The sequence below is a fragment of the Paraburkholderia sp. FT54 genome (assembly GCF_031585635.1).
In the GTDB taxonomy this organism is placed as follows: Bacteria; Pseudomonadota; Gammaproteobacteria; order Burkholderiales; family Burkholderiaceae; genus Paraburkholderia.
This window is the reverse complement of the sequence record NZ_CP134196.1, coordinates 1,948,794-1,965,421: the sequence shown is the minus strand read 5'-3', so window position 1 is coordinate 1,965,421 and position 16,628 is coordinate 1,948,794. Positions and strand designations below refer to the sequence as shown.

Sequence of the window (16,628 nt, the reverse complement as noted above, 5' to 3'; positions counted from 1 at the left end):
CGATATCCATGGGCAGAGTGACCGGAACCAGCCTGATAACTATCAAATATGCTTTCCACCTCAACGCAGCAATCACCGGACACCGGTTTGCGCGAGCGCTTCCACCAGCGCTCGCTCGAACACCAGCGTCCGCTGTCCACGGTGACCATGGCATTCACCGTGGTGGCGTTCCTGTGCTTCATCGGGGCGCGCAACCTGGTCGATGGCCCGGCCGCGCCGCTTGCCTACCGGCTCGCGTGCGCGCTGCTGCTCGCCTTGCTGGTGCTGGCGATTCCGCGCGCGAAGTCGACGTGGATCTTCGGCCTGATCGGCGTTGCTTACTCGCAGGTCCTGGTGGCGGGGCTGGCGATGAACACCGTCGGCGTGGCGCAGCCGCTGCTCTGGACGCTGCCCGCGATGGTCGTGATACCCATCTGCGCCGCGCCGCTGTGGCTCACGCCGGCGCACTTCGTTGCCGGCAGCGCGCTCTTCTATGCGACGGCCTTCGCGCTGCTATCTGGCGTGCCGCTGACGCATGACGTCGAGACCGTCGTGTGGATGTGGATCGGGGCGATCGGCGTGCCGACTTCGGCAGTGTTTCATTTCGGCTTCTACCGGTTTCGCCGCAATCACTTTCTGCTGGAGAGCCAACTCGCGCAACTCGCGGCGACCGACCCGCTGACCGGCCTGCAAAACCGCCGCGCGTTCGTCAAGCAGGCCGAGCGCCGCCTCGACAGCGTCACGCCGGATACGCGGATCAGCGCGATCTTTCTCGACATCGACAACTTCAAATCCCTGAACGACCGCTTCGGCCATGCGATCGGCGACCACGCGCTCTACCAGGTCGCCCAGGTGCTGATGGAAGAGGTTTCCGCGGAAGACAGCGTGAGCCGGATCGGCGGCGAGGAATTCGCGCTGCTGCTGCGCGACGGTCTCACCGGCGCGCTTCATGTGGCCGAACGGCTGCGCCACGCGATTGCCGCGATCGAGCGGCCTGACGGCCGTCTGACCGCGAGCTTCGGCGTGGCCGAGCACCGCAGCGGCGAAAGCATCATGGTGCTGCTCGATCGCGCCGACGAAGCCTTGCTGCGCGCCAAGCACTCGGGCAGAAACCGTGTGTGCGCCGAGCGCGCGCTGCCGCGCGAGCCGCTGCAACTGCTGGCCGGCGACGATTCTGACGAGGACGGGGCGGCGCCGCCGCGGCATCGCTGGGAGGAGTATTACCTGACCTCGCATTTCCAGCCGCTCTACAGTCTGTCGCATCAGAAGCAGGTGGGATTCGAAGCTCTGCTGCGCGGCGAACAGGACGACGGCACGCTGGTGCCACCCGCGGTGCTATTCGCGCCGAGGCCCTCGAGCGACGAAGGCGCGCTCGACCGCGTGAGCCATGTCGTGCATCTGGCCAATGCACGCAAGTCGCTGCCCGCTGACGCCTGGCTTTTCCTCAACATTCTGCCGGCCACGTTCGTCGCCGAAGGCTACGCCGATCAACTGGCGAAGATCGTGCGGACCGTGGGAATCGAACCTGAACGGGTGATTCTGGAGATTCTCGAATCGCACGGCGGCAGCGTCGACGACATGTCGCGGGCAGCGGCGTCGTACCGCGAGCACGGCTTCCTGATCGCCGTCGACGATTTCGGCGCCGGTCAGTCGAATCTCGACCGTCTGTTCAGGATTCGCCCGGACCTCGTCAAGCTCGACGGCGAACTGATCCGCGCGACGGGCCACGGCACCGAGCAGCCGATTCTGCCGAAGCTGGTTTCGCTGCTGCATCAGGCGGGGATGCTGGTGGTCGTCGAAGGCGTGGAGACCACGGAGGAACTGATCCTCGCCGTGGAGTCGAATGTGGATTTCGCGCAGGGCTTCCTGTTAGGACGGCCGGCCAAAGAGATTGTGCCGCCGGAGTCGGTGCACCGGCGAATCGACGAGGCGTTCGACGTGATCGCCCAGGGGCGGGCGCATCAGTATGCGTTGTTCGAAACCGAAGTGGAGCCTTACCGGCTTGCCTTGCGGCTCGCTGCCGACGCGTTGCTGGCCGGCGTGGCGATGGACGAGGCGTTCGCTTCGCTGGCGCGGTTCGAACGCTGCATCAGCTGTTTCATCCTCGACGACTCGGGCAGGCAGATCGGTCATGAGGTGCAGGGGCCGGCCTGGCGCACCGACGGGGCTTCGCTGCAACCCGTGGCGGATCCGCGCGATGCGCGCTGGGACCATCGGCCGTATTTCCGCAATGCGGTGTTGTTGCCGGGCGTGGCGGTGTCGAGCAATCCTTATCTGTCGCTGGCGAGCGGCAGGCCGTGTATCGCGGTGACGCTGGCGCTGCAGTTCGCCGCCGAGCGATCCGTGATCGGCGTGGAACTGGACTGGTCGGCATCGGGCCTGCCGTGGCCCGCGGGGGAATAGGGCGTTGCTTTTCGCTCGCGGCGGGCCTGCGTGTTTGCGCTGAACCTATCAGGTCAGTACCCGCCCTTGGGCGACGCGGCCACCGTCGCGGTTTTCTTATACGACGCCGCCAGATCCGCCGCCGCGCGGCTCAGCAAACCCGTGTCCGTGCCGACCGCCACGAAGGTCGCGCCCGCTTCGAGATAGTCGGCGGCGATCGCCGGATCGGGTGCGAGCACGCCAGCCGCTTTGCCCGCGCGCCGCACGGTCTGGATGCCGTTGCGAATCGCTTCGCGCACGCTGGGGTCGCCGGGTTTGCCGAGCAGTCCCATCGACGCGCTCAGGTCCGACGGACCGAAAAACACGCCGTCGATGCCGTCCACCGCTGCGATAGCTGGCAGATTCCGCATACCCTGCACGGTTTCCACCTGCACCAGCACGCACAACTCGTTTGCCGCCGTGTTCAGGTAATCCGGTATCCGGTTCCAGCGCGATGCGCGCGCCAACGCACTGCCGACACCGCGAATGCCTTGTGGCGGGTAACGCGTGGCCGCGACCGCGTCGGCGGCCTGTTCGGCGGTGTCGATCATCGGCAGCAACAGCGTCTGCGCGCCGATGTCGAGCAGTTGCTTGATCAACGCGCTGTCGCTGCGCACCGGACGCACCACCGGATGCGATGCATACGCGGCCACCGCCTGCAATTGCGCCAGCGTGCTGCGCACGTCGTTCGGCGCATGCTCGTTGTCGATCAGCAGCCAGTCGAAACCGGCGGTGGCCAGCAGCTCTGTCACGTAGGCGTCGGCGAGCGCGGCCCACAGGCCGAATTGCGGTTTGCCTTCGGCCAGCGCGCGTTTGAATGTGTTTTGCGGTAGAGACATGTCGATCAACTCAAATGAAGTTCAGGCCGATGCCGCCCAGCGGTCCGTAGTCGACATGGAATGTGTCGCCCGCGCGCGCGGGGATCGGGCTGGTGAACGAACCGCTCAGGATCACGTCGTTCGCGTTGAGCGTTTCGTCGTATGGCGCGATCTTGTTGGCGAGCCACGCCACGCCCGTGGCCGGATGATTCAGCACGGCGGCCGCGAGGCCGCTTTCTTCGACCGTGCCGTTCTTGTAGAGCAACGCGCCGACCCAGCGCAGGTCGACGTCGAGCGGACGCACGGGCCGGCCGCCCAGTACGATGCCCGCATTCGCCGCGAAGTCGGAGATCGTGTCGAAGACCTTGCGCGGCGCCCTGGTTTCGCGGTCGAACTGTTCGATGCGCGCGTCGATGATTTCCACGGCCGGAGTCACGTAAGCGGTCGCGTCCAGCACATCGAACAGCGTGACGCCGGGGCCCTTCAGCGGCTTGCTCAAGACGAACGCCAGCTCCACTTCCACGCGCGGCGCAATGAAGCGATCCGCACGAATGTCCTGGCCGTTTTCGATGAACATGCTGTCGAGCAACGGCGCGTAGTCGGGTTCGTCGATCTGCGATGAACGCTGCATGGCGCGCGAGGTGAGACCGATCTTGCGGCCCTTGATCACGTGGCCTTCGGCGAGCTTGAGCTTCACCCACTCGCGTTGAATCGCGTAGCCGTCCTGCACGGTCATCTGCGGATACGCGGCGGAGAAGTGACGCAGTTGCGTGCGCGTTTTCTCGGCGTGATCGAGTTGTGCGGCGAGGTCGCGGATAGTCTGTTCGTCTAGCATGATGGATTCTCTCAGTGCCGCTATTCAGCCTTCAGGCGCGCGTGCAAGTTGTTATGTTTCCACGTGCCGGCTTCGCTGAATTCATTGATCTCCAGCGACAACGCCAGGCCGTGCTGTTCGAATTCAGTGGCGAAGTGCTGCTTGATCAGCGCGAAGAGCGCAGCGCCGGTGGCCTTTTTTGCGGCTTCGGAGCGGCCTGCGCCGATCTTCAGGTTCGCATGCAGGAAGGCGGCGTCGGCGCGTCCGTCGGCGATGCAGTACTGCTCGCAGCGTAAGGCGCGCACGCGGATGCCGCCGAGCGGATAAACACGCTGTTCGTTTTCCCGCTGTGCATCGAGACACTGCGCGAGCGCGTGGCACAGTTGACCGATGCTTGCTTCGCCGGCGAGATTGGCGCTGTATTCGAGTGTCAGATGCGGCACAGTGAACTCCTTGTTGAAACTCAGGCGGGCAACGGGGTGACCGGAAAGATCGCGTTGATCTGGCCGGTCCCCGAGCTGCCGAAGTACGGCGTGACGACTTCCACCTTGCCGTCGTAACGATCCCAGCCGAGCGCGCCGAGCAGCATCGCGGTGTCGTGCATGCCGCCTTCGCCCCAGCATTTTTCGTTGTAGAGCGGCAGCATCTCGCAGAAGGTCTTCCAGTCGCCGGCTTCCCACAGTTCGACCACCCTGCGGTCCATCTGTTCGAGAAACGGACTCCACACCTTGTGCATGAACTGCTCGGCTGTGCCGTTGTTGGCGAAGTGGTGGCTGAGCGACCCGCTCGCCAGAATCGCGACGGTGCCCTCGTAACGCTCTTCAATCGCCTTGCGCACCGCGAGCCCGAAGCGCGCACTGGTGTCGAGGTCGTGCCACATGCACCAGCCGGCGACCGACACCGCCTTGAAACGCTGATCGCCGTTCATGTAGCGCATCGGCACCAGCGTGCCGTATTCGAGTTCGAGCGTGGTCTCGCTGTGCGCGCGGCTTTTGACGCCCATTTCGTTGGCGACTTCCGCGATCAGGTTGCCGAGTCCGACATTGCCCGGATACGCGTACGGCATGTTCTTGATGAAATGCGGCAGTTCGTTGCTCGTGTAGACGCCTTCGAACCGCGGCGCGCAATTGATGTGGTATTCGCTGTTCACCAGCCAATGCACGTCGAACACGACGATCGTATCCACGCCCAGTTCGCGGCAACGCCGGCCGATGTCATGATGGCCGTCGATTGCCGGCTGACGGCAGCCTTTATGCGGACCGTCGAGTTCGGACAGATATAACGACGGGACGTGAGTTACTTTTGCTGCCAACGCGAGTTTGCCCATCGCGGTCTCCTGTTCGGTGTGTCCTGGTGCGTGGCCTGTTCCGCGCGAGGCATGCCGCCCCTCGCGCACAAGGCACCTCGGCGCCTCAAACGCCCCAGCGCGGAATGTGATGCGAGCCGAGCGACACGCAAACGTTCTTCGGTTCGAGGAATACTTCGTAGCTCCACGTGCCGCCTTCGCGGCCCACGCCGGATGCCTTGGTGCCGCCGAACGGCTGGCGCAGATCGCGCACGTTCTGGCTGTTGACGAAGCACATGCCGGCTTCGACCGCCGCCGCAACGCGCAATGCGCGCCCGCTGTTCTCGGTCCAGATATAGCTCGACAGGCCGTACGAGATGTCGTTGGCGAGTTTGATCGCGTCGGCTTCATCGTCGAACGGAATCAGGCAGGCCACCGGGCCGAAGATTTCTTCCTGCGCGATGCGCATGCGGTTGTCGACATCGACGAACACGGTGGGTTGAACGAAGTTGCCTTTGCGCATGGCGTCGGGCAGCTCCGGCATGTCGAGCCCGCCGCACGCGAGCGTCGCGCCTTCTTTCGGGCCGAGTTCGATGTAGCTGCGCACCTTCGCCAGATGGCCCTGACTGATCATGGGGCCGACAATGGTGCTGTCGGACAGCGGGTCGCCCACGCTCAAGCGCTTCGCGCGCTCGATGAAGCGCTCGGCAAAACGCGCGTAAATAGAGCGTTGCACGAGAATGCGCGAACCCGCCGTGCAGCGTTCGCCGTTGTTCGAGAAGATCATGAACACGGCGGCGTCGAGCGCGCGTTCGAAATCGGCGTCGTCGAAAATCACGAACGGCGACTTGCCGCCGAGTTCCATCGAAAACTTCTTCAGCCCCGCGGTTTGCACGATGCGGTTGCCGGTCGCCGTCGAGCCGGTGAACGACACCGCATGCACGTCCGGATGCGCGACCAGCGGTTCACCGGTTTCCTTGCCGAAGCCGTGCACCACGTTCAGCACGCCGGCCGGAATGCCGGCTTCGAGCGCGAGGTTGCCGAGCATCGAGGCCGTGAGCGGTGACAGCTCGCTCATCTTGAGCACCGCGGTATTGCCGAACGCGAGACAGGGTGCGACTTTCCACGTGGCCGTCATGAACGGCACGTTCCACGGCGAGATCAGCGCGCACACGCCGACCGGATGGAACAGCGTGTAGTTCAGATGCGTATCGGTCGGATACGTATGGCCGTCGACACGCGTGCACATCTCGGCGAAGTAACTGAAGTTGTCGGCGGCGCGAGGTACGAGCTGCTTGCGCGTCTGCGAGATCGTCTGGCCGGTGTCTTTCGTTTCGGTCTCCGAGATCTCCGGCACGTTCTTCGCGATCAGTTCACCGAGCTTGCGCACCAGTTTCGCGCGTTCCGCGGCGGGCTTGCCGGCCCATGCGGGAAACGCGTCCCTGGCGGCGCGCACGGCGGCGTCGACTTCTTGCGCGCCGCCTCGCGCGACTTCGGCGAGTACGTCCTGCGTGGCCGGATTGACGGTTTCGAAGTAGTCTTTCGCCGCGCCGGCCTTGCCGTTGATCAGATGTTCGATTCGCATTGTCCTGTCCTTTGTCTTCTCGCTGTCGATCGGAGTTGGCGCTTCAGCACTCGCTCCGGTCTTACGCCGCGCGCTCCGGTCTCATGCACGCAGTCGATCACGCGCGGTTGAAGTCCGCGTCGGATGCAATCGTATTGACGAGACGGCCCAGGCCGTCGATTTCGCAGACCACTTCGTCGCCCGCATTGACGTTGACGACGCCTTCCGGCGTGCCGGTCAGGATCACGTCGCCGGGCGCGAGGGTCATGAAGCTGCTCAGGTATTCGATCAGCGCCGGGATGTCGGTGACGAGATCGCGCGTGTTGCCGTGTTGCTGGCGCGTGCCGTTCACGAACGTGCGCAACTCCAGTTGCGTGACGTCTACGATGTCGGCGGCGTCGACGAACCAGGGGCCGAGCACCGTGCCGCCGTCGCGATTCTTCACGCGCAGGTTCGGACGGTAGTAGTTTTCCAGGTAGTCGCGGATCGCGTAGTCGTTGGCGATCATGTAGCCCGCCACATGTTGCATGGCGTTTTCGCGCTTCACATGCTTTGCGGTTTGCCCGATCACCACCGCCAGTTCGCACTCGTAGTGCATGAAGGTGACGTCGGCGGGGCGGCGCGTCACGCCGCGATGGCCGACTACCGTGCCCGGTCCTTTGAGAAACACGAGCGGTTCTTCCTGCTTGTTGAACTGCAATTCTTTTGCGTGCTCGGCGTAGTTCAAGCCGAGCGCGAAGATCGTGCCGACTTCGATCGGCGCGAGCCACACCACTTCATCCTCGCGACGCACGCGGCCATCCGCGAGACGCACGCCATTGGCGTCAGGATACGCTTCGTGAATCGCGCCTGAATATGCAACGCGGCCGCGCCTCATGGCTGTTCTCCTTGTTCTTCGGCACCGACGAACGACACCGTGAGCGGCGGCATGGCGCCGATCGACAGCGTGGCCGTGTCGCCGATATGCGCGACAGGCGAACCGTGGGGCACGCCGAGCGTGATCACGTCGCCCGCGCTGAGCGTCATGAAATCGGTCACGTCAGCGAGCAGTTGTGCCACGTTGCGTATCGACGACGCGGTGCTCGCCGTGAACGCGTTTCGCGACCCGAGTTGAACCCGGATCGCCAGGTTGTCCGGCGTCGCGACATGACGCGCTGCAACGACGGCCGGCCCGACGACACAGAAACCGTCGCGCGCCCGGAATCGTACCGATGGCCGGTACACGCTCGCATGCGGCACGCTGAGGTCGGCGACCAGCGTATAGCCGGCGATGTAGGCGAACGCCTGCTCGACGCCAACGCGTGTCGCAGTGCGGCCGATCACGATGCCGAGCGACGCGCCGACTTCCACGCCCAATGCATCGTCGGGCACGACGACCCGCGCGCGATGCCCGGCAAGCGTATTGCGCGGCTTCAGGTAGAGCACGGGCGCCTGCGGCGGCGCCTTATAAGGCGCGGCGTGCACGGCGTCGCCCAGCGCCTCGAGCGCGGCGCGGTCGTTCAGCAAGGTTCCATAGACAGCGCCGCCAACCGGCGCGCGGCAGGCCGTGCCGCGCGCGAGCAGCGCGGCCGCGGTGCGCGCATCCACGTCGCGCGGCAATGCGTCGCCTTCGGGATGCAGCAGGTGATCGGCAAGTGCAAACATAAATTCGCTGTCTCTCGGCAAAAACACTAACATGTTAGTAGTATTGCGCTTGATATCATCCTTGGTCAATAGGCTGTCGGCTGATCGCGGGTTTTCCCTTAAGCTTCGACGGCTGCTTTCTAATCATCTTCCAACATGTCCGCTTCCGCCTCGACCCGAGTCTTGCACCGCAACCTGCCGATGCTGTTGCTGCGCGCCAGAGAAAAAATGATGGAGCGTTTCCGTCCGTTGATTACCGCGCATGGATTGACCGAACAGCAGTGGCGCGTGATTCGGGCGCTCAATGAACACGGTCCGATGGAGCCGCGCCACATCTCCGATATCTGCACGATTTCGAGTCCGAGCATGGCCGGCGTGCTCGCGCGCATGGAAAGCATGGAACTGGTGACCAAGGAGCGTTTCGCTGAAGACCAGCGGCGCGTGCTGGTGTCGCTGACGGACACGAGCGTGGAATTGGTACGCGTGATTTCGAAGGATCTCGAAGCGCACTATCGCGAACTGGAGCGCAAGGTGGGACCGGAGATCGTCGAGCGCGTGTATCGCGCGGTGGACGATCTGCTCGCCGGTCTGGAGGAAGAGGAGGAGTGATGTGGCGGTTCAGCGGCCCGTGTCGGCTGCCGCTGCGTTGGAGGTGTTCGCTACGTTGTCGTCAGAGGCTGGCGCCTCTCGCGTCACCAACCTTGAAAGCGCCGCCACTCCACACTGTTGCCGTCTGGCGCCACCGCGTGGTACTCGGGAAACTGCGCGCCGGTGGCGCACGCGTGATTCGGCAGAATGCGCAGTTTCATACCGATCGGGAAACGCTGCGTGACGTCGTCGCCGGCGTCTGTGTTTTTTGCTGTCGGACAGAGAATGCCGTGCTCCTGATTGGCGCCGCTGACCACGTAGCCGGACAGCGGTGTGCCGTTCAGCAAACACGGCTGGCCGTAGCCGAAATCGTTGGTCTGCTTCGACGTGCCGCGATCCCGGCTCATCGCCATCCAGCCTGCGTCGAGAATCGCCCAGCCCTTGTCCGCCTGATGACCGATCACGGTGGCGAGCACGCTGAGCGCGATGTCGTCGAGCGCGCACACGCCGACGTTGTGCATGACGAGGTCGAACAGCACATACACCCCGGCGCGCACTTCCGTGACGCCCTCCAGTTGCGTGGCGGCGAGGGCGGTGGGTGTCGAGCCGACGCTGACCGCCGGGCACGCAATGCCGGCTTCGCGCAGCCGTTGCGCCGCGCGCACACAGCCCGCGCGTTCCTGCTCGGCCAGCGCGGCGAGCGCCTCGGGCGTGTCGAGCTCGTAACTCGATCCTGCGTGAGTCATCACGCCGCCCACCTTGACGCCGTTCTCATGCAGAATCCGCCCGACTTCGAGCAAGGCGTCCTGTTCCGGCGTGATGCCTGAGCGGTGCCCGTCCGTGTCCACTTCGATCCACACTTCGAAGGTTTCGCCGTGTTGATCGCCGAACGCGGCGATGGCCGAGGCGGCGGTCGGATTGTCCACCACCAGCTTCAGATTGCAGCCCTGGCGGCGCAGCGCGAGCGCTCTCGGCAGCTTCGAGGGGGCCATGCTCACGGCGTAAAGAATGTCGTCGACACCGGCGGCGAAGAAGGCCTCCGCCTCCTTCAACGTTGAAACGGTGATGCCGCGCGCGCCGGCGGCGATCTGCGCGCGGACCACGTCGATACATTTGGTGGTCTTCACGTGCGGACGAAACGCGACGCCGAGCGTGTTCATCTGCCCCTGCATTCGCGCGATGTTCCGTTGCATCCGGGCGATGTCGATCAACGCGGCTGGGGTTTCGATCTGGTCGAGTTTCATGCTTTCACCGGGAAATGGAGTCGTGCGGGTTCGTGCCGAAGCGAGCAAGCCACGGAACGAGTGAGTCGAGCGTCGGCGATGCGATCTCGGGCGGCTGCGCACCGCTTACGAGCGGCAGGCCGACGCGGTTGTGCCAGTACGTCCGCAAGCCGACGGCGGCCGTGCCGAACATGTCATAGCTGGAGCCGGCCACGAACGCGGCCTCATGGGCGTGCACGCCGAGCTTTTCGAGCGCGAGCCGGTACGGCAGCGGGTCGGGTTTGTACACGCCGGCTTCTTCGGCGGTGACGATCGCGTTCCAGCGGATCGGAAAGAGCTGGGCGGCCTGTGTGCCGAGACGCGTGGAGCAGTTGGTGACGACCGCCAGCTTGCAATGCGGCGCGAGCGTTTGCAACGCATCGAGGGCGCCGCTCCACGGCGCGAGCGTCAGCCAGTCCGCTTCGAGCGCGAGCGCGGCGGATTCGGGCAGGTCGACTTGTGCGGCGGCTTCGCGCACCAGCTGTTCATACGCGATGTATTGGCCGCACCCGTAGGTCAGACGCAGATAGGCGGCGCGCCATGCTCGGCCCGCCTGCTCGGAACCGGCCGCGCGATTCCATGAGGTCCACGAGTCGAGCAGGGCGGTCAGAAGATCGAACAGGACCGCTTTGGGATAGGCGGCAGGCGCGACGCTGAGAGTCATGATTCAACCGGCAGTGGACAGTAAGCTGATTATAAGTTTTCAACAGCGTTGCGGCGTTCAGATGGTTTAACTCTTAGATTCAGTGGAATTGAATGAGTCGGCTGCGACTCCGTGGAACCGGGTTTTGACGTTCATCGCCGCCAGGGCGGTTGCGGCTTGAACCTGCTTTGCAGATACTGCATGAAATGGCGGGTGCGCGCCGGCAGGCCCGCGCGCTGATGCGTAAGCGCCATGACGTCGGCCTCGGGCGTCTTCCATGCCGGCAGCAAACGGATGAGCTTGCCCTTCGCAAGATCGTCGGCCACGTCCCATTCGGAGCGCAGGATCACGCCGCGGCCTTCGCATGCCCATTGACGGATCACATCGCCGTCGTTGCAACTCAAATGAGGAGACACGCGCACGCTGCGGCGCGTGCGGCCTTTGCTGAACTGCCACAGCGAGACATCTTCGTTGTTCTCGCGCAGCACGATGCAGGGCAGCTTGCTCAACTCTTCCGGCGAATTCGGCGTGCCGATTCGCTTGATCAATGCGGGCGCGGCGCAGACGAAACGCGCGTTCGGTGCAATTGTGTAGCCGACCAGATTCGACACCGGTAGTTCGCCGATATGCACGACGATATCGAAGCGGTCCATCGTCTCGGTCAAAGGCTTGTCGGATAGCGTAAGCGCGACGTCGATATCCGGATGCTGCTGCTGGAAATCGGCAATCGCGGGCGCGAGGTGCCGCCGCCCGAACCCCAGCGGCGCGTTGATTTTCAGCGTGCCGACGAGTCCGCCGCGACGCGTCTGCAGGTCTTCGAACAGCGCGTCGAATTGCTGGACGAGGTCGGCGCCCCGTTCGCACAACAGCGTGCCTTCCTCGGTGAATTGCAGGCGGCGTGCCGTGCGGTTCACCAGTTGCGTGCCCAGTTTCTTTTCCAGTTGCTGAAGGCGCTGCGTGACCGCCGAGGGCGACAAGCCCAGCTTTCGCGCCGCGGCGATCAGGCTGCCGCTTTCGCGCAGCGTCAACAGGAAGCGGATATCGGCCGAATCGTTCATGTGAGCGACGTTTGAGTTCGGAAGACTGGCAGCTTAAAGTGTTTGGCTGCGCGGTTCCAGTTCACTCTGGCGCGCGCGCCGACCCATGCGGCTTGGGTTTGCAAGGTAAAGTGACGCTTCTGTCGCGCGGTCGGCAGCGTGAGTCGGTAAAGTATGCGTTTGCGTCGATTTCCCGTTTCTTTCATTTGAAGAGAAGTCCACATGCCGTTGTCCAATGGGTCGTCGAATGACCCGTCAAACGATGCCGCGCGCAGCAGCGCCTTGAAACAGGCGGTGTTCCTGCACACGGGCTGGCGTAGCGCGGGAACGTGGGTCTGGTCGCGTCTGCGCGAACTCGACAGCGTAACCGCCTTCTATGAACCGCTCAGCAATGTGCTCGCGGACCTGAGCCTGGCCGACGTGTCCGCGTCGCGCCCCACGCTGACTTCGGGGCACCCGCCGCTCGAGGCGCCGTATTTCGACGAATACCGCCCGTTTCTGCAGGAAGGGGCCCGCGGTGTGAACGGATACCGCAGGAGTTTCAGTCTCGATCGCTTCGCGAGCGTGCCGGATGTGGAATTTCCCGCGTTGCAGGCCTATTTGCGCAACCTGTGCGAGCGCACCGCCGAACAGGGCCGCGTGCCGGTCTTCAAGTTTTGCCGTTCGTCGGGCCGGCTGCCGTGGCTGAAACAGGCTTTTCCGCAGGCCATGCATGTGGGCGTGTTGCGAAATCCGGCCTCGCAGTTCGCTTCGGGCTGGCTGCTCAGTCAGCAATGGAGCAACCCGTTTTTCGTGGCCGCGCCGTTTCGCGTGCTGGGGCTGAATCAGGCGGATCCTCTGGTCAGGCAGGCCATTGAGTTTTGCGGCGTGAGCTTGCCGCCCTCCGCATCTGCGTCGAACGACGCTTATGCGCAGGCGTGCGAGCACTATGCGCGCACGGCGGAGGGCAATAACGCGTATCGGGCATTCGTCGCGTTGTGGATTCTGTGTGCGTTGCGCATGGCGGGGAGCGTCGATCTGCTGATCGATATCGACCGGCTTGGGGCGTCGCGCGACTACGCGGCGGATTTGCTCGCCGGGTTCGAGACGCAGAGCGGTTTATCGCCGGACTTCGGCAGCGCGCGCGATCTGGTGGAGGAGACGCGTCGCGGCGCGTCGCGCATGAGCGGAATTGACGGACGGGCAATGCGCACCGTGCATTCCGCCGCCCTCAAATTTCTCAAGGCACACGTCGGCGCCGACACCGCCTTTGTCGAAGTGGTCCGCGAGAAGATGGTGCTGGCCAACGAATTGACCGACGCATGGCGCTAGGCATGCGCCGCGCGGTGCTCGACACCGAACGCGGCGATGCGAATTTGCCGTTGTTTATGCGGCGGCCGCCGCCACAGCCGCCCGCAACCCAAGCAGATAACTGTCGACGCCAAAGCCGCAAATCTGCCCTTTGACGACTTCGGCGAACACGGAAACATGCCGGAACGCTTCGCGCGCGTGGATATTCGACATGTGGACTTCCACCACCGGCACCGTCAAGATCGCCAGCGCATCGCGAATGCCGTAGCTGTAGTGCGTCCATGCTCCGGCGTTGATCATGACGCCGTCGGCGTTGTCGGTGAAAGCCTGGTGGATGCGCTCGCACATGGCGGCTTCGCTATTGGTCTGCAAGCTCTCCACCTGAACGCCGAGTTCCTTGCCCAATGCCTGCAGACTGCTGTCGATTTCGGCCAGCGTCACGGTGCCGTATTGCGCGGGATCGCGTTTGCCGAACATATTGTGGTTGATGCCGTGAAGCATCACGAACGTTTTCATGGGGCGTTCCTGGAGTAATGGATTCAGTAAAGGCGATGCGATATCAGTGCGCCGTTGCGAGCGCGGGCGTGGTGTCGATCGTGGAACCGGCATTGGCCGCTTCCACGATCGCCTCGGTAATGCGCAGATTCTGCAAACCGTCGCTCGCGCTCACGAGCGGTTCTGTTTCTTTCCCGATAACGCGCACGAAATGTTCGAGCTGGAGCTTGAGCGGATCGTCGCGAGTCAACTCTGCGACACCGACTTCGAATGGCTTCCACCACGAACGGTCCTCGGCCTTGCCATAGGTTTTCAGGCGCATGGTGGGCACGGCGAGCGAGCCGAACGTGCCCGCGATCACGTAGCAGTCTTCGTCCGGATACGACGGATAAGCCTTGTTTTCCTGCGACGTTTGTTCCCAGCTGCGAGCACTCGCGGCCGTGTCCGACAGCATGAAGCTGCCGAGCGCGCCACTCGCGAAGCGCAGGTTGATCGCCACTGTGTCTTCGACCGGAAAGCCGCGTGTGGCGTGCGACGAAAACGCCTGCACGGCCACGATATCGCCGCACAGCATACGCAGGTTGTGCACCTCGTGGATCATGTTCAGCAGGATCGGACCGCCGCCCGGCTCGCGCCGCCAGGGCGCGTCGGCGAAGTACTGGTCCGGTTTGAAGAAGACCGCGCTGCCCATCACCGCGACCAGTTTGCCGAGCCGGCCGTCGTTGATCAGTTGCTTCGCGCGGGCCATGATCGGGCTGTGCGCGCGATGATGCCCGATCAGCAAGGGCACGCCGCAGCGCTCGACTTCGCCGACCAGCGTTTCGGCTTCGTCGACCGTGGGTGCGATCGGTTTTTCGAGCAGCGTCGGCACGCCGGCCGCGAGACAGGTCAACGCGTGCTCCACATGCAACTGGTTCGGCGTGGCCAGGATCACGCCGTCCGGGCGATCCCGCTCGAGCAGTTCTTCGAGCGTCCGGTAAAGCGGCACACCAGCCTCGCTGGCGATTGCCTGCGCCGCCGGCGACGGGTCGACGATCGCCGACAGCATGCACGTGCCGCTCTGCTGCGCGACAGCCATGTGAGCGCGGCCGATATAGCCCGCGCCGGCCACGGCGATCCGGGTTCCGTTCATGGATCGATTCCTCGAAAGTCAGCGAAAGCTATTACGCGAGGGCTTTCTTCGTTTCAGCCATGGTTTCGGCCCGCATCCGCTCGTAGCTGAGTTTGTCGATCGGCACCGCATTGGGTTCACCCAGATCGCTCAGCCTGACGCGGTAGTTCTCGCGTGCGCTCCATGCGGTCACCGCTGCAACGATGGTGATGGCGAACGTGATCGTTCCGATGATGAGCGGCACATTGGTCGATCCGGGCGGCGCGACATAGGCGAACAGCGCGGGCAGCAGGGCCGTGATCGTCGTGCCGATGTTCTGGCCGATGGCCATGGCGGAGACGCGTGAGCGGGTCGGGAACAGTTCCGGATAGAAGCTCGGGAAAATCGCGTTATAGCCTTGATAGACGATGCCCCACATGAGGATCGACATCACCATGGCGAGCGGGACGTTGCGGATGCTGATCGCGTAGAGGTAGCCGAACGAGAGCAGACCCGCGCCGAGCGCGCCGACGATGATGGGCAGGCGCCGGCCGATCCGGTCGGAAAGATTGCCCACATAGGGAATCACCAGCACGGCGACGATATTGCCGATCACCGGAATCCACAGATAGACGCTCTTGGAAAAGCCGATGCCGTACGACGCCTGCACCGCATAGGCCGCGCCGAAGATGGTGGCGACGACCGGGATCACGTTCATCAACGAGCAGAGAATCACGCGCACCATGTCGGGCCAGTTGTAGCGGAAAGCTTCGACAATCGGCGACTTGGGCACGTTGCCGCTCGCGTCTTCCTTGGCGAACGCGGGTGTTTCATGGACTTCGCGGCGAATGTAGTAGCCGGCGATCAGCACGACGGCGCTCATCAGGAACGGGATGCGCCAGCCCCACGAATTGAACGAGCTCTCTTCCATGAAGTACGCGAGCGGCAGGAACACCGCGGCGGCGAGAATCTGGCCCGCCTGCACGCCTTGCAGGGTAAAACTGGCGTAGTAACCGCGCCGCCCGAAGGGTGCATGTTCCAGAATCATCGAACTCGCGCCCGAGATTTCACCGGCCACGGCAAACCCCTGAATCAGGCGCAGCACCACCAGCAGCGCGGGCGCGAGCAGCCCGACGCTGTGATAGGTAGGCAAAAAGGCAACTGCCATCGTCGAGAAGCCCATCAGGAACATGCACACCAGCAAAACGTTCTTGCGGCCGTGGGTGTCGCCCCAATGCCCGAGCACCAGCGCCCCGATCGGCCGCGCGACGTAACCGACGCCATAAGTGGCGAGCGAAGCCACGATGGCGATCTTCGGGTTGCCCGATGGAAAGAACAACTGTGGAAAGATAAGGGCCGCGGCCTGAGCGTAGATGAAGAAGTCGTAGTACTCGAGCGCCGAGCCGATCCAGCCGCTGGCGGTTGCTTTGCGAGCCTGCGAGCGGTGCTCGTGGCCGCCTGCCGATGTATTCGTTTCCATGTTGTCTCCTGAACAGATATGTTTGATCAGCTTCTACGGCTGATTCATTGGCGTCCTGAAAGCAAAACTATGCAAGCCAGGACTTTCCTGGACGCGGCCTGCGCGACCTGTTTTCCGCACGCTCGAATGTTGCTATCCGGCGGACCGGTCGGCCGGCGGTACAGGGTTAACCAGTGCCTGGGTGTCCCGAGTATTGCATCCGAGCCGCACGGCTTGCCCGATCGGCTCGTTAAGGCTAG

At 63.8% G+C, this 16,628-nt stretch carries 16 protein-coding genes; 3 read left to right on the top strand and 13 right to left on the bottom strand.

What is annotated here, in order from left to right; genetic code table 11:
- The first annotated feature begins 48 nt into the window (after positions 1–48).
- Positions 49–2,382 carry a bifunctional diguanylate cyclase/phosphodiesterase gene (locus tag RI103_RS28380; protein ID WP_310815845.1) on the top strand — a complete coding sequence of 778 codons (2,334 nt, stop codon included), beginning with the start codon at positions 49–51 and terminating at the stop codon, positions 2,380–2,382.
- A 53-nt stretch (positions 2,383–2,435) separates the two neighbouring features.
- On the opposite strand, the gene hpaI is transcribed toward RI103_RS28380, so the two are convergent.
- From hpaI to RI103_RS28345, 7 genes are all read right to left on the bottom strand, one after another.
- Positions 2,436–3,239, bottom strand: a complete 804-nt coding sequence (gene hpaI, locus RI103_RS28375; RefSeq protein WP_310815844.1) for a 4-hydroxy-2-oxoheptanedioate aldolase — start codon at positions 3,237–3,239, stop codon at positions 2,436–2,438.
- A gap of 10 nt (positions 3,240–3,249) precedes the next feature.
- The gene (gene hpaH, locus RI103_RS28370; RefSeq protein ID WP_310815842.1) at positions 3,250–4,053 is read right to left on the bottom strand and encodes a 2-oxo-hept-4-ene-1,7-dioate hydratase; all 804 of its coding nucleotides are present in this window, start codon (positions 4,051–4,053) and stop codon (positions 3,250–3,252) included.
- A gap of 20 nt (positions 4,054–4,073) precedes the next feature.
- The gene (locus RI103_RS28365; protein WP_310815840.1) at positions 4,074–4,475 is read right to left on the bottom strand and encodes a 5-carboxymethyl-2-hydroxymuconate Delta-isomerase; all 402 of its coding nucleotides are present in this window, start codon (positions 4,473–4,475) and stop codon (positions 4,074–4,076) included.
- 20 nt (positions 4,476–4,495) lie between these two features.
- Positions 4,496–5,359: a 3,4-dihydroxyphenylacetate 2,3-dioxygenase gene (gene hpaD, locus RI103_RS28360; RefSeq protein ID WP_310815838.1), complete on the bottom strand. Its 864-nt coding sequence runs from the start codon at positions 5,357–5,359 to the stop codon at positions 4,496–4,498.
- A gap of 85 nt (positions 5,360–5,444) precedes the next feature.
- A complete protein-coding gene (gene hpaE / locus RI103_RS28355) occupies positions 5,445–6,902 on the bottom strand; it encodes a 5-carboxymethyl-2-hydroxymuconate semialdehyde dehydrogenase (protein WP_310815836.1) in 1,458 nt (485 codons plus the stop codon).
- 97 nt (positions 6,903–6,999) lie between these two features.
- Complete coding sequence (locus RI103_RS28350; RefSeq protein ID WP_310815835.1) at positions 7,000–7,758, bottom strand: fumarylacetoacetate hydrolase family protein; 759 nt, start codon at positions 7,756–7,758, stop codon at positions 7,000–7,002.
- Positions 7,755–8,525 (bottom strand): fumarylacetoacetate hydrolase family protein, encoded by a 771-nt coding sequence (locus RI103_RS28345; protein WP_310815834.1) that lies wholly within the window; start codon positions 8,523–8,525, stop codon positions 7,755–7,757. The genes RI103_RS28350 and RI103_RS28345 overlap by 4 nt, the downstream gene beginning before the upstream one ends.
- 180 nt (positions 8,526–8,705) lie before the next feature.
- Here RI103_RS28345 and hpaR point away from each other — a divergent pair, with 180 nt between their 5' ends.
- Entirely contained in the window at positions 8,706–9,113 is a 408-nt protein-coding gene (hpaR, locus tag RI103_RS28340; protein ID WP_168792122.1) for a homoprotocatechuate degradation operon regulator HpaR, read from the top strand.
- A gap of 83 nt (positions 9,114–9,196) precedes the next feature.
- Here hpaR and RI103_RS28335 read toward each other — a convergent pair whose 3' ends face one another.
- From RI103_RS28335 to RI103_RS28325, 3 genes are all read right to left on the bottom strand, one after another.
- Positions 9,197–10,336: a DSD1 family PLP-dependent enzyme gene (locus RI103_RS28335; RefSeq protein WP_310815831.1), complete on the bottom strand. Its 1,140-nt coding sequence runs from the start codon at positions 10,334–10,336 to the stop codon at positions 9,197–9,199.
- A gap of 4 nt (positions 10,337–10,340) precedes the next feature.
- Positions 10,341–11,018 (bottom strand): HAD-IA family hydrolase, encoded by a 678-nt coding sequence (locus RI103_RS28330; RefSeq protein ID WP_310815829.1) that lies wholly within the window; start codon positions 11,016–11,018, stop codon positions 10,341–10,343.
- A 131-nt stretch (positions 11,019–11,149) separates the two neighbouring features.
- Complete coding sequence (locus RI103_RS28325) at positions 11,150–12,055, bottom strand: LysR family transcriptional regulator (RefSeq protein ID WP_310815827.1); 906 nt, start codon at positions 12,053–12,055, stop codon at positions 11,150–11,152.
- Between the two features lie 201 nt (positions 12,056–12,256).
- On the opposite strand from RI103_RS28325, the gene RI103_RS28320 reads away from it, so the two are divergent.
- Positions 12,257–13,345 (top strand): hypothetical protein, encoded by a 1,089-nt coding sequence (locus tag RI103_RS28320; RefSeq protein ID WP_310815826.1) that lies wholly within the window; start codon positions 12,257–12,259, stop codon positions 13,343–13,345.
- A 54-nt stretch (positions 13,346–13,399) separates the two neighbouring features.
- On the opposite strand, the gene aroQ is transcribed toward RI103_RS28320, so the two are convergent.
- The 3 genes from aroQ to RI103_RS28305 are packed head-to-tail and all read right to left on the bottom strand — an operon-like array spanning position 13,400 to position 16,389.
- Positions 13,400–13,840, bottom strand: a complete 441-nt coding sequence (gene aroQ, locus RI103_RS28315; protein WP_310815824.1) for a type II 3-dehydroquinate dehydratase — start codon at positions 13,838–13,840, stop codon at positions 13,400–13,402.
- A gap of 43 nt (positions 13,841–13,883) precedes the next feature.
- On the bottom strand, positions 13,884–14,951 hold the full coding sequence (locus RI103_RS28310; RefSeq protein WP_310815822.1) for a Gfo/Idh/MocA family oxidoreductase: 1,068 nt from the start codon (positions 14,949–14,951) through the stop codon (positions 13,884–13,886).
- Between the two features lie 31 nt (positions 14,952–14,982).
- On the bottom strand, positions 14,983–16,389 hold the full coding sequence (locus tag RI103_RS28305) for an MFS transporter (protein WP_310815820.1): 1,407 nt from the start codon (positions 16,387–16,389) through the stop codon (positions 14,983–14,985).
- Positions 16,390–16,628 lie beyond the last annotated feature (239 nt).

Coding starts and splice junctions, on each gene's coding strand:
- RI103_RS28380 (WP_310815845.1), top strand. CDS start 49: ATGCTTTCCACCTCAACGCAGCAATCACCGGACACCGGTTTGCGCGAG.
- hpaI (WP_310815844.1), bottom strand. CDS start 3,239: ATGTCTCTACCGCAAAACACATTCAAACGCGCGCTGGCCGAAGGCAAA.
- hpaH (WP_310815842.1), bottom strand. CDS start 4,053: ATGCTAGACGAACAGACTATCCGCGACCTCGCCGCACAACTCGATCAC.
- hpaD (WP_310815838.1), bottom strand. CDS start 5,359: ATGGGCAAACTCGCGTTGGCAGCAAAAGTAACTCACGTCCCGTCGTTA.
- hpaE (WP_310815836.1), bottom strand. CDS start 6,902: ATGCGAATCGAACATCTGATCAACGGCAAGGCCGGCGCGGCGAAAGAC.
- RI103_RS28350 (WP_310815835.1), bottom strand. CDS start 7,758: ATGAGGCGCGGCCGCGTTGCATATTCAGGCGCGATTCACGAAGCGTAT.
- RI103_RS28345 (WP_310815834.1), bottom strand. CDS start 8,525: ATGTTTGCACTTGCCGATCACCTGCTGCATCCCGAAGGCGACGCATTG.
- hpaR (WP_168792122.1), top strand. CDS start 8,706: ATGCTGTTGCTGCGCGCCAGAGAAAAAATGATGGAGCGTTTCCGTCCG.
- RI103_RS28335 (WP_310815831.1), bottom strand. CDS start 10,336: ATGAAACTCGACCAGATCGAAACCCCAGCCGCGTTGATCGACATCGCC.
- RI103_RS28330 (WP_310815829.1), bottom strand. CDS start 11,018: ATGACTCTCAGCGTCGCGCCTGCCGCCTATCCCAAAGCGGTCCTGTTC.
- RI103_RS28325 (WP_310815827.1), bottom strand. CDS start 12,055: ATGAACGATTCGGCCGATATCCGCTTCCTGTTGACGCTGCGCGAAAGC.
- RI103_RS28320 (WP_310815826.1), top strand. CDS start 12,257: ATGCCGTTGTCCAATGGGTCGTCGAATGACCCGTCAAACGATGCCGCG.
- aroQ (WP_310815824.1), bottom strand. CDS start 13,840: ATGAAAACGTTCGTGATGCTTCACGGCATCAACCACAATATGTTCGGC.
- RI103_RS28310 (WP_310815822.1), bottom strand. CDS start 14,951: ATGAACGGAACCCGGATCGCCGTGGCCGGCGCGGGCTATATCGGCCGC.
- RI103_RS28305 (WP_310815820.1), bottom strand. CDS start 16,389: ATGGAAACGAATACATCGGCAGGCGGCCACGAGCACCGCTCGCAGGCT.